General features: G+C 71.8%; 11 protein-coding genes. 4 read left to right on the top strand and 7 right to left on the bottom strand.

From position 1 onward, the window contains the following. Positions 1-307 (top strand): peptidoglycan-binding domain-containing protein (locus L0P92_RS36265; RefSeq protein ID WP_234767313.1); only part of this gene is annotated, 307 nt, incomplete at its 5' end. Between the two features lie 7 nt (positions 308-314). Here the strand turns inward: L0P92_RS36265 and L0P92_RS36260 are convergent. Genes L0P92_RS36260 through L0P92_RS36250 form a run of 3 tightly spaced genes read right to left on the bottom strand, consistent with a single transcriptional unit; the run spans position 315 to position 3108 of the window. Beyond that, positions 315-857: a cysteine hydrolase family protein gene (locus L0P92_RS36260; protein ID WP_234767312.1), complete on the bottom strand. Its 543-nt coding sequence runs from the start codon at positions 855-857 to the stop codon at positions 315-317. Continuing rightward, positions 854-2365, bottom strand: a complete 1512-nt coding sequence (locus L0P92_RS36255; RefSeq protein WP_234767311.1) for a purine-cytosine permease family protein — start codon at positions 2363-2365, stop codon at positions 854-856. The genes L0P92_RS36260 and L0P92_RS36255 overlap by 4 nt, the downstream gene beginning before the upstream one ends. A gap of 47 nt (positions 2366-2412) precedes the next feature. Beyond that, on the bottom strand, positions 2413-3108 hold the full coding sequence (locus L0P92_RS36250) for a type 1 glutamine amidotransferase domain-containing protein (protein ID WP_234767310.1): 696 nt from the start codon (positions 3106-3108) through the stop codon (positions 2413-2415). A gap of 78 nt (positions 3109-3186) precedes the next feature. On the opposite strand from L0P92_RS36250, the gene L0P92_RS36245 reads away from it, so the two are divergent. Beyond that, positions 3187-4164, top strand: a complete 978-nt coding sequence (locus L0P92_RS36245; RefSeq protein WP_234767309.1) for a LysR family transcriptional regulator — start codon at positions 3187-3189, stop codon at positions 4162-4164. Between the two features lie 10 nt (positions 4165-4174). Here the strand turns inward: L0P92_RS36245 and L0P92_RS36240 are convergent, their stop codons facing one another. Further along, positions 4175-5389, bottom strand: coding sequence for a PucR-like N-terminal domain-containing protein (locus tag L0P92_RS36240; RefSeq protein WP_234767308.1), 1215 nt, complete (start codon positions 5387-5389; stop codon positions 4175-4177). Positions 5390-5685: 296 nt separating this feature from the next. Here L0P92_RS36240 and L0P92_RS36235 point away from each other — a divergent pair, with 296 nt between their 5' ends. Beyond that, positions 5686-6648, top strand: coding sequence for an esterase/lipase family protein (locus L0P92_RS36235; RefSeq protein WP_234767307.1), 963 nt, complete (start codon positions 5686-5688; stop codon positions 6646-6648). Between the two features lie 50 nt (positions 6649-6698). Here the strand turns inward: L0P92_RS36235 and L0P92_RS36230 are convergent, their stop codons facing one another. Together L0P92_RS36230 and L0P92_RS36225 are read right to left on the bottom strand one after the other, a co-directional pair. Next, positions 6699-7175, bottom strand: a complete 477-nt coding sequence (locus L0P92_RS36230) for a (2Fe-2S)-binding protein (RefSeq protein WP_234767306.1) — start codon at positions 7173-7175, stop codon at positions 6699-6701. Between the two features lie 15 nt (positions 7176-7190). Continuing rightward, positions 7191-9530 carry a molybdopterin cofactor-binding domain-containing protein gene (locus tag L0P92_RS36225; protein ID WP_234767305.1) on the bottom strand — a complete coding sequence of 780 codons (2340 nt, stop codon included), beginning with the start codon at positions 9528-9530 and terminating at the stop codon, positions 7191-7193. 265 nt (positions 9531-9795) lie between these two features. Between L0P92_RS36225 and L0P92_RS36220 the strand changes: the two genes are divergently transcribed. Continuing rightward, entirely contained in the window at positions 9796-9954 is a 159-nt protein-coding gene (locus L0P92_RS36220) for a hypothetical protein (protein ID WP_234767304.1), read from the top strand. On the opposite strand, the gene L0P92_RS36215 is transcribed toward L0P92_RS36220, so the two are convergent. After that, positions 9920-11634, bottom strand: a 1715-nt coding sequence (locus L0P92_RS36215) for a collagenase (protein ID WP_234767303.1), incomplete at its 5' end; no start/stop codon positions are given. The genes L0P92_RS36220 and L0P92_RS36215 overlap by 35 nt on opposite strands.

The following is an 11634-nucleotide window of genomic DNA, read 5'->3' as shown; positions in this document are numbered from 1 at the left end:
CACCGCCACCCCGACGGCACCGCCCTCCAGCGCGGGCGCGACCACCGGCCCGGCCCCCGACCCGACCGGCGCGGAAGGCCAACCTCCGGTCCTGCGCCGCGGCGACCAGGGTCCGGAAGTCACCGAACTGCAGCTCCGGCTACGCCAGATCGGCCTCTACGGCGGCGACGTCGACGGCGACTTCGACCGCGAGGTCGAGAGCGGGGTACGCACCTACCAGCTCACCCGGGTCGTCCTGGGTGACGAGTCGGGCGTGTACGGCGCGGCGACCCGTACGTCCCTGGAATCCGAGACCTCGGAGCCGTGAGCCCACCTCACCCCTGCAGCAGCTCGGCGACCGTGGTCACCCGGATCAACGGCCGGTACAGGTCCAGCACACACAGCGCCTTGGCGTGCGAGTCGTCGTCCGCTCCCGCGCAGGCGTCCGCGGGGACCAGGACCTCGATGCCCGCGTCGGCGGCCGCCAGGGCCGTGGAGAGGACGCAGCAGTCGGTGCTGACGCCGGTGAGGACCAGGCGGCCCTCGGTGGTGGCGTGGCGGGCGAGTTCGGGGGTCCACTTACCGAAGGTGGGGGCGTCCAGTACGTGCCGGGCGTGTGGCGCGAACTCGTCCGTCAGGTCCCAGAGTTGGGCCGTGGGCGGTTGCAGGGCGAAGGCGTGGCGCGCGTAGTACGCCTGCCAGGCGCCCTCCGGTGTGCGGGGTGCCACGAATCGGGTGAACGTGACACGGTCCCCGAAGGCCGGCAAGAGGCGTCGTACGCCTGCCGCCGCCTCGGCGAACCGCGGGGTGGCCCATGGGCTGTCGGGGTCGGCGAAGACGCGTTGCATGTCGATGACGGCGAGCCACCCGGTCGTCATGGTGTCGCCCCTGCCTTCGGCGCGGGGCTCTGTGGGCTCGGTGCCTGTGTCTCCTGGTCGCGGACGTGTCCGCGTCGCAGCAGGAGGGTGCCGAGGAAGCCGAGCGCGAGGGCCGCCAGGACGCCGAGGTTGGCGTACGCCCAGGCGCCGGACCTGCCGCCCAGGCCCAGCGGGCCGAGCAGATAGCCCTGCCAGTCCAGCCAGTTCGCCGTCGAGTTGGTGACCAGGCCCCAGCCGAGGGCGGTGGCCGTGAGGGTCAGCAGCAGCGGGGTGAGCGGGATGTCGCCGTAGCGGCCGGTCGGGCGGTAGAGGTCGGGCTCGTCGTAGTCGCGGCGGCGCAGGGCCACGTCGGCGAGCATGATGCCGCACCAGGCGGCGATGGGGACGCCGAGGGTGGTGAGGAAGCCCATGAACGGGCCGAGGAAGTCGTCGGCGACGAACACGATGTAGACGGAGCCCGCGATCATCAGTACGCCGTCGAGCAGCGCGGCCACGGGGCGCGGGACGCGCAGCCCCGCCGAGAGCAGCGCGAGGCCCGATGAATAGATGTCGAGCACCGCGCCTCCCACCAGGCCGAGGACCGCGACGAGCGCGAACGGGACCAGGAACCAGGTCGGCAGGATCGTGGTCAGCGCGCCGATCGGGTCGGCTGCCACGGCCTCGTTGAGGTCGCTGGCGGAAGCCGCCAGCAGGAGGCCGAAGACCAGCAGGAGCAGCGGGGCCAGGGAGGCGCCGAACGTGGTCCAGCCGACCACGCCCCGGCTGGAGGCGGTGCGGGGCAGATAGCGGGAGTAGTCGGCGGCCGCGTTGACCCAGCCGAGGCCGAAGCCGGTCATCATGAACACGAGGGCCCCGATGAACTCCTGGGCCGAGCCCGCCGGTACGGCGCTGACGGTGGACCAGTGGACGTGGTCGGCGACGAGGGCGACGTAGACGACGGTGAGCGCGCCCGTGACCACGGTGATCACGGTCTGGAGCCGCATGATCAGGTCGAAGCCCATCACGCCGACGACCACGGTCAGCGCCCCGACCAGGACGAGCGCGACCACCTTGGTCCCGGTCCCGCCGCCCCAGCCGAGCCGCCCGAACACGGTCGCCGTGGCCATGGTGGCCAGGGCGCAGAGCACGGTCTCCCAGCCGACGGTGAGGACCCAGGAGATCACCGATGGCAGCCGGTTGCCGCGCACCCCGTACGCGGCGCGGCCGAGCACCATCGTCGGCGCGGAGCCGCGCTTTCCGGCCACGGCGACGAACCCGCACAGCAGGAACGAGAAGACGATGCCGAGGACGCCTGCGACCAGCGCCTGCCAGAAGGAGATCCCGAAGCCGAGCGCGAAGGCTCCGTAACTCAGACCCAGGATCGACACGTTGGCGCCGAACCAAGGCCAGAACAGCGTGCGCGGAGTGCCTTTGCGCTCGGTGTCGGCGATGACGTCGAGGCCGTGGGTCTCCACCTGGAGCTTTCGGCCCGGGGTGCGGTCGTCGCGTGGGTCCGACGGTGTGATCATCCCGGCATCGTCGCACCGCCGGCCCGGCCGCGGAAGACGGCCGCGGATCAGCCCAGCTTCTTCAGCAGTTCGACGGCGAGCGGGGCGGCGGAGGCGGGGTTCTGGCCGGTGACCAGGTTGCCGTCGACGACGATGTGCGGGACCCACGGCTCGCCCACCTGGACCTGTACGCCGGCCTCGGTGAGCCGGTCCTGGAGCAGCCACTTGGCCCGCTCGGCGAAGCCGGACTGGGTCTCCTCGGCGTTGGTGAAGGCGGCCACCCGGGAGCCGGCGAAGGCGTTGGTGCCGTCGGCCCTGGTGGCGGCGAGCAGGGCGGCGGGGCCGTGGCAGACGACGCCCAGGAGCTTGCCGGACTCCAGGGCTTCGGTCAGCAGCTTGCCGGAGTCGGCGTTGACGGCCAGGTCCTCCATCGGTCCGTGGCCACCGGGGTAGAACACGGCGGCGTAGTCGTCGAGGTTCACGTCCGCCAGTCGGACCGGCTGCCGCAGCTCGGTCATCGAGGCGAGTACGGCGGCCACCCGGTCGGCGTTCTCCTGGCCGTCGTTGAACTCGGGCGCGAGGCTGCCCTGGTCGACGGGCGGTACGACGCCGCCCGGCGTGGCCACGACGACCTCGTGACCCGCGGCCTTGAACGCCTCGTACGGGGCGACGGCCTCCTCGGCCCAGAAGCCGGTGGGGTGCTTGGTGCCGTCGGCCAGCGTCCAGTGGTCGGAACCGGTCAGCACGAAGAGGATCTTCGACATGGGGTGCTCTTTCGGGAGGCGGGGTGGTGTTCCGACCGTACGCGCGTCCTGCCATTGGAATCCAATAGGCTCACGCATATGAGACATAGGGATTCCAATGGGGAGGCGGAGGGCGGCGAGGCGGAGAGAGGCCCGCTGGGCGGTTCGGCGCAGGTCGACCTGAATCTGCTGCGCACGTTCCTCGCCGTGTACCGGACGGGCTCCTTCACCGCCGCCGCCCGTCTGCTGGGCCTGTCCCAGCCGACGGTCACCACCCAGATCCGCGCGCTGGAGCGGCAGCTGGACCGCGAGCTGTTCCAGCGGCTGGCACGCGGTGTCGCCCCGGCTCCCTACGCGGACGAGCTCGCCTCCCGGATCGTCGAGCCGCTGGACGCCCTGGCCGGCGTCACGGGAGGACCGGGCGGCCCCTCCGAGGTCCATCCCGCGGAGCCGGTGCATCTCGCCGGTCCGGCCGAGCTGCTCACCCACCGTGTCATGCCCGGCCTCGCTCCCCTGGTCGACCGGGGCGTACGGCTGCGGATCACGCCCGGGCTGACCGAACCGCTGCTGGCGGAGCTGCGGGCGGGCCGCTACGACCTGGTGGTGTCGACCTACCGGCCGCGCGGGCGCGCCCTGGCCGCGGCGCCGCTGGCGGACGAGGAGTTCGTGCTGGTCACGTCCCCTGTCTGGGCGGAGCGCCTCGGCGGGCCGGCGCGGATCGCGGCCGACGGGCCGGCCGCGCTGCACGGGGTGCCGCTGGTGGCGTACGCCGACGACGTGCCGATCGTGCGGCGTTACTGGCGTCATGTGTTCGGCAGGCGTCTGGTGCGGCACCCGGCGGTGACCATGCCCGACCTGAACGCGGTGAAGGCGGCGGTGGCGGGCGGGACCGGGTTCAGTGTGCTCCCCCGTTACCTGTGCGCCGCCGAGCTGGCCTCGGGCGCGCTGGTCCTGCTGGACGATCCCGACGATCCGCCCATCAACACCGGTTTCCTGGTGCAGCGGCCGGGCTCGTCCGGCAACCCTCATGTCGCCCTGGTCCGGGACCACTTGCTGCAGACGGCCCGGGACTGGTGACTCCGGGGGCTCAGCCGGCGTCGGCCCGCAGCGCGCGGGTGCGCAGGGCCAGCAGGGCCTCGAAGCGGAAGAGGGGGTCCGCGAGCCGGTCGCCGAACAGGGCCTCGAGGCGGCGCAGCCGCTGGCGGGCCGTCTGCGGATGGATGCCGAGCGCCTGGGCCACCTCGGGAGCCGTACGCCCCCAGGACATCAGCAGGGCGTCCAGGGTCTCGGCGAGCCGGTCGGCCCGTCCCCGGGGCAGGTCGGCGAAGACGCCCAGCACCCGTCGGTCGAGCAACTCCCCGATGGGGGCGCCCCGCAGCAGATGCAGCTCCGCCAACTCGTCGTCGACACGCAGGAATGCCCCGTCGTCGCCCGGTTGCGTAGGCAGCTGCGCCCGTCTGTCGAGGCCGAGGCGGGCGCACTGGAGGGACAGCCACGCCTCGTGCACCGGTACGACCGGGCCCACGGCGGCGACCTGGCCGCGGGCGGCGGCCCGCACCCGTTCGAGCAGCCCGCTCGTCTCCGGCTCGGGCACGATCAGGACGACGTCACTCCCCCGGTTGGCGGAGAGCAGGTCGCCGTCCGCGCCGGGCACGGTGAGGCGTCCCGCCGACCGCACGACCACGGTCGCGACGGCACCGGGAAGCGGCCAGCGGGCGCGCTCGGCGAGCGGTCCCAGCGGTGCGCGCTCGTGTCCTCGCGGTGGCTCCAGCAGCCGTTCCACGAGTGCTCGACGGGCGCGCTTGACCTCGCCCTCCGAGCGCTGCTGCGCCGCGAGGAAACCTTTCACCGCCTCGTTGGACAGGGCGTTGATATGGACCAGCACGGCCTCGTGCAGCGTCAGGACGGTCGCGGGCGGCAGCGTGGCCTCCTGCACCATCTCGGCGTAGCGCCTGCTGCCCACGCGCGCGCCGACCCGGAAGGCGGCCTGGAGCGCGTCCGTCGTACGGCCGTTGAGGAACTCGATCCGGCCGAGGTGGCGGAAGTGGTGGAGGTGATGGTCCTGTGCGCTGTCGGGGTGCTCGATCAGCTCCGCGAACTGGCGCACGGCACGGCGGATCGACTCGCTCAGGTCGCGGCCGACGGCGGAGTCGAGCGAGCGGCGGTAGGGGGGCACCTCGTCGCGGATCGCCCGGGTCATGTCGGTGACGATGCTCTCGGTGCGGGCGCGGATCAACTCGGCCAGCACCGGGGGCAGTTCGCGCCAGGGCTGACGCGTGAACGTCTCGACCGGTGACGTCATCGCGAGGGCTCCGTCTCGGGCAGCGGTGGCGGCGGGCCGGGCACCGAGCTGTGCCCTCGCCGCGGGTGGCCGGCGCCGGAGCGCACAAGGACTGACCCGGATGAGGCACAGCCCGGGAAAGGTGTCACGCCCATGACATCTCTCTCCTCTCCCTGAGCGGCTCTCCTGGTCGGCTCCCGCGGCCGACGCGAGTGTTGACCCGACGTTACGCGCCAGTAGCTTCCGTGTCTCGCCCTTGTGACCAGGCCGCACGGATCCGCTGCCGCAACCCCACGACAGGCACAGGAGATCCCCTCATGCGCACTCACGGACTCGGACGCACCCGGCGCCGACGCCTTCTGGCCGCATCACTGACCGGTCTCACCGCGGCCGTCTGTATCGGCGTGGCCGGCGTCGACCGGTCCCAGGCGGCACCGGACACCGGCGACGCCGTACCCGTGGCGGCGGCCGATCCGGTCGGTCCGCCCCAGGACGACTTCCCGTCGGCCCTCATGTACTCCCTGGCCCACCCCACGGCCGTGCCCTCCGGCGCCAACGACTTCGGCTGCCGCCCCGACGCCGCCCATCCGCGTCCGGTCGTCCTCGTGCACGGCACCATGGAGAACCGCTACGACAACTGGGCGGCCCTGGCTCCGCTGCTCGCCGAAGCGGGCTACTGCGTCTTCGCCCTCAACCACGGCGGCGACTCGGGTGCCCTGCTCGGCACCGGCGACATGGCCGCCTCGGCCCGGCAGCTGGCGGACTTCGTCGACCGGGTCCGAGACGCCACGGGCGCCGCGAAGGTCGACCTGGTCGGGCACTCGCAGGGCGGCATGATGCCGCGCTACTACATCAGGCACCTCGGCGGGGCGGCCGAGGTCGACAAGCTCGTCGCCCTCACCCCGTCCAACCACGGCACCACGTTCTCGGGCCTCGGCCTGCTCGCGCTGGCGTTCCCCGGCGGCGACGAACTGCTCGGCCTGAACTGCAAGGCGTGCCAGCAGCAGCTGATCGGCTCGGACTTCCTCCGGGGCCTCAACGCGGGCGGCGAGACCGACCCCCGCGTCAGCTACACGGTGATCACCACCCGGTACGACGAGGTCGTCACCCCGTACACCTCGGCCTATCTCGCCGCCGCCCCGAACGTCACCAACCTCAAGCTCCAGGACCTCTGCCCCGCCGAGTTCACCGAGCACGTCGACATCAGCTACAACGACGTGGCCACGCGCCTCGTCCTGAACGCCCTCGATCCGGCGCACGCGCGGCGTCCGGCCTGCTGAGCAGGCGCGCTGTGGCCGCACGGATCACCCCGCGCGGCCACAGCGCGCGTTCAGTACTTCTTCGCGCCCGCCACGATGGCCTCGCGGACGCGGTGGTACGTCCCGCACCGGCAGACGTTGCGGATCTCGTCGAGGTCTGCCTCGGTGATCTCGCTGCCCTCCTCGCGGGCCTGGCGGACCTTGGCGACCGCGGTCATGATCTGGCCGGGCTGGCAGTAGCCGCACTGGGCGACGTCGTACTCCAGCCAGGCCTCCTGCATCGGGTGCAACTCCCCGCCGACCGTGGCGGGCAGGCCCTCGATGGTCGTGACCTCGTCGGTGGGGCGCAGGTCCTTCACGGGGACCGAACAGGGGTTGAACGCCTTGCCGTTGATGTGGCTCGTGCAGGCCTGGCACACGCCGAGGCCACACCCGTACTTCGGTCCGGTGACGCCCAGGACGTCCCGCAGCACCCACAGCAGCCGTACGTCGTCCTCGATGTCCACGGTGACGGACTCGCCGTTGAGGATGAAGGTGTGTTCGGGCACGGTGGCTCCTGGCTTCTAGAAGGCGCGGCTCAGGCCGTCGGTCGGGGACGCGGGGATCGGCGGGCTGGTGGGCAGCGGCTCGAAGCCGAGCGGTTCGGCGTGGTTGAGCGGGAACGTCGTCGGCATCGTGCCCGTCGCACGTCCGTAGGCGCAGGCCACGGCCGCCATGGCGCCCGCGACGGCCAGCTCGCCCGCGCCGCCGGGGGTGTCGGTGGTCGGCGGCATGACGACGATCTCCAGCTCCGGCGGGGTGTTCCACTGGCGGGTGTAGAAGTAGTTGTCCCAACTCCCCTCCAGGAAATGCCCGTTGTCCAGGTGCAGCCCGGAGCTGAGGGTGATCGCGATGCCGTCCATGATGCCGCCCATCATCTGGGCCTGAAGGCCACGCGGGTTCACCGCCAGGCCCACGTCCACGGCACACACGACCTTGGTCACGCGCGGGCCGGTGTACGCGTCGGGGATCTCCCGTCCGGTGGTCTCCGGGCGGCAGTCGATCTCGGCGAGGACGGCGACGTACGCGTGGTACTCGGGGTGGAGCGCGATGCCCTGCGCCGTCCCCTCCGGCATGCTCCGGCCCCACTCCCCCACTTCGGCGACCTTGTCCAGGACGGCCCGCGCCCGCTCGTCCTTGAGGAGGGAGCGGCGGAACCGGTAGGGGTCCTTGCCCATGCGCCCCGCCAGCTCGTCCACCACCAGCTCCTGCGCGCACCGCACGTTGGGCGAGTAGATGTTGCGCATGGAGCCGGTGTTGAAGCGTTTGTCGGTCTCGCTGAGCAGCTGGGTGACGACACCGAGGTGGTACGGGGTCTGCTGGGTGAGTGCGAAGACCGTCTCCGAGAAGGTGAGGTCGCCCACGGGCAGGCGGGCGGCCTCGGCCGTGATGATCTCGCCGACGCCGTGGCCGAAGTCGGTGGCGACGGAGGTGTGGCGCTGGTCGTAGGTCAGCACCTGGCCGAGGGCGTAGGTGGCGCGCACGCGTGAGGTGGACATCGGGTGGGTGCGACCCTGGCGGAAGTCGTCGGTGCGGTGCCACATCAGCTTGACCGGCTTGCCCATCGCCTTCGAGATCTCTGCTGCCTCGGCGGCGGCGTCGTGGAAGAGCTTGCGGCCGAACGAGCCGCCGCCCTCCGTCACATGGACCTTGACCGCGCTCACCGGGAGGCCGAGTTCGGTCGCGATCTCTTCCTGGGCGACGATCGGCGACTTCAGGCTCGCCCAGATCTCGGCCGAGTCCTCGCGTACGTCGGCGACGGCGCAGTTGGTCTCCAGGGCGCTGTTGCTGGCGAAGTGGAAGGTGAAGCGGACGTCGACCGACTTGGTCAGCAAGTCCAGCCCGGGAAGCGGTAGTTCGGCCTTGCGCAGTTCGGCGCGGACGCTGTCGTCGGAGGCGTCCTGAGCGGTTCCCGGCCCCCAGGTGACCTCCAGCGCCCGTACGGCGTCGATGCACTGCCCGAAGGTACGGCCGCGCACGGCGACGCCCGTCGAGATGCGTACGACGTCGGTGATGCCGGGCATGGCCCGTACGTCGGCCAGGTTCTCCACCGAGCGGACGGTGCCGTTGATCGTCGGCGGGCGGCACACCATGGCCGGCAGCGCGCCCGGCACGTGCACGTCCATGGCGAACTTCTTGCGGCCGGTGACCGCCTCCAGCGCGTCGATACGCCGCCGCCCGGTGCCGATGACCTTGAAGTCGGCGGACTCCTTCAGGGACACGGAGACCTGGCCGGTGGCCACCGAGGCGGCCTTCTCGGCGAGTTCGCCGTAGGTGAGGCTCTTACCGGTCACGGTCGAGGTGATGACCCCCGCCTTCGCGCTCAGGGTGCCGACGGCCTCGCCCAGTTCCAGCGCGGCGGCTCTCAGCAGGCGGCCGCGGGCCACGGCGGCCGCGACGCGGATCGGGGTGTAGGTGGAGATGGTGGTGTTCGAGCCGCCGGTGAGCTGGTTGAACAGCAGCTCGGGCCGGGCGTCGGCGAGGGTGACGTGGATGTTCTCCAGCGGCAGGTCCAGTTCCTCGGCGATGAGCATGGCGCTGGAGGTGGTGACGCCCTGGCCGACCTCGGCACGGGGCAGGGCGAAGGAGGCGGTGCCGTCGGAGTCGAGGCGGATGGTGATCAGGTTCGCCGTGGGCAGCGCGGCGTGGGTGAGCATGTCGTTGAGGTCGTAGATCTCGGCCGGGCCGGGCACCGAGGGGACCGCCGCGGCCGCCTCGGTGGGCGCGAGGAGCGTCTCACCGAGCGGGGCGGCGACGGTCAGCGTCGAGGCGGCCACCACGTAGCCGAGGAATCTGCGCCGGCCGATCCCCTCCGAGGCGGCACCTGTGGTGTCCGGCCGCTGGGCACGGTCGTGAGCTGCCATCGACTGTCCTCCCGACGACGTGCCATGCGCCGATGCATGACGGCTCCTGACTGTGCACGGCCCGCGCGCGTTCCGGAAGATCTCTGCGGCGCTTCGACACGCAACACCCACAAGCGCCTCACCCGGCAGGCCTCAGAAACCGCCCTTGCGGAACTCGTCGACCGAGTCGGTTAGTCCAGCTCGGCGCTGTTTCCCCCCGTGGCCACCGAGACCTTGTCGCCGAGGGAGCTCCAGCTCCCGTGCCCTGAAGCGACACCGGCGGGGCGTGCTCCTCGCCCTGCAGAGCGTGATGGAGGGCGACATCCTGGGCGTCCGGCTCACCCAGGCCCAGCTGCGCAACCGCCGACCGGGACGCGGCCTGACCGTCGATCCGCGCACCGGGGAGCTGATCAGCGTGCAGATACCGCAGACCGCTCTCGACTGACGGCGGCGCCGGCGGCACAGGCACCGGCGGCGCACTCGGTCAGCCACTGGTCGAAGTCGGCGTCGTAGCGGGTGCCGATGTCGGTGGCGTAGACGGCGTGTCCGCCCGCGTAGTCGCCGACGCGGAAGCGGTCGAGCATGCGGTGGACGTCGGCCGGGTGCCGCTCGAACATGTAGCGGACGGCGAGGTAGCCCCACGGGTAGGTGCGGGTCACGTCGCTGTTGGCGTACGTGTTCTGGAACAGCGTGCTCAGCCGGTAGGTGTGCTTGCCCGCCTCCGTGACGGCCTGGTCGTAGGTGATGCTGCGGTAACCGTAGGAGACGTACTCGGCGACGCCCTCGATCCACCAGACGTCCGGCACCGAGGTCTGCTGCGCGAAGTCGCCCTTCATGTCGAGGCGGGCGTCGAGGTAGTGCGTGTACTCGTGGTTGAGGTTCCAGATCCGGGCCGCGTGTCCCTCGTCCCGGGGCTTCTGGTACATGACGGCGAAGGGTTCGTTGGCGGGGTCGCCCGGGTCCCCGATCACGGTCATGCCGCCGTTGTCCGTGCTGATGCCGAAGATCGCCCCGGCGTAGGTGCGGTAGTCGGCGCTGCCCGCGAAGACGACGAGGTCGATGGTCGACAGGTACTGGCCGGGTATGGGGCCGTCGTCCTTGACGAGCTCGTAGACGTAGGCGTCCTGGCCGAGCACGCTGGCGCAGGCCGCGTCGAGGTCGGCCGCGGTGAGCGACTGGGCCCGGATGGTGTGGGTGGCGTCGCAGGCGTGGGTGATCGGCAGGGCGGCCCTGGTCAGCTGTCCGGTCAGGTCGCAGACGCCGTAGTAGGAGCAGTTGGCGCGGTCGTGGTACTCCGCCTGGGTCGCGACCGCCACCCATAGTCCGGCCGTGGGTCCGGTGATCCGCGAGGCGTTCAGCAGCTCCCTGGTCAGGGGCCGTACGGTGGGCCGCAGCGCCGGGTGTTCGATGTAACGGGCCAGGTTCATCCCGGCGTTGGACGCCAGGTACGACCGGTCGGTGCCGAGCAGGTCGAGGTGGTCGAGCGCGAACCGGCGCAGGGTGCGGGCGATGTACGGGTCGGCGGCGACGGCGTCCACGTATGCCGGGTTCCAGTTGCCGCGCCAGAGCGGGGTGTGGACCGCGTTGACGGCCGCGAGCATGCTGGGGACGGCGTCGTAGGAACTGTCGTAGGCGTTCAACACCCGCCGGTAGACCCTGAGATAGCGGGCCTGCTGGTCGGCGCTGTCGGTGAGGACGACGACCTCGCCGAGCACCTCGCCGTTGGCCGCGGTGACGTCCCCGGAGGAGGAGCGGGCGAAGAAGGCGTCCAGGCCCCGGGTGGTGGCGCGGGCCAGGCGGGTGCCGTAGGGGCCGGTGTCGGTGGGGTTGTTGAACTGGACGTAGTACCCGGCGCGCAGGAAGAGGACGAGCTGCCAGATGCGGTCGGTGTTGTCGCCCCGATACCGCTGTGCCGTGCGCCTGAACTCGTCGGCGACCGTGACCATCTGGGACTCGCGGAAGACGGCCCGGGCGTCGGTGCCGGTCACCGCGAAGAGGGTGTTGACGCAGGCCGTGGTCGAGGCCTTGACGAGGGCCACGAGCGCGGCGCCGGTCCGGCTGCCGAAGTCGGCCGGACTGCACGGGGCCGCCTTCGGGACGGCCTGCGCGTCGGGGCGGGTGGGCC

Source organism: Streptomyces muensis, assembly GCF_021474425.1.
Taxonomy (GTDB): domain Bacteria; phylum Actinomycetota; class Actinomycetes; order Streptomycetales; family Streptomycetaceae; genus Streptomyces; species Streptomyces muensis.
Note: the sequence above shows the minus strand (reverse complement) of the source record. Positions and strands in the feature narration are given on the sequence as shown.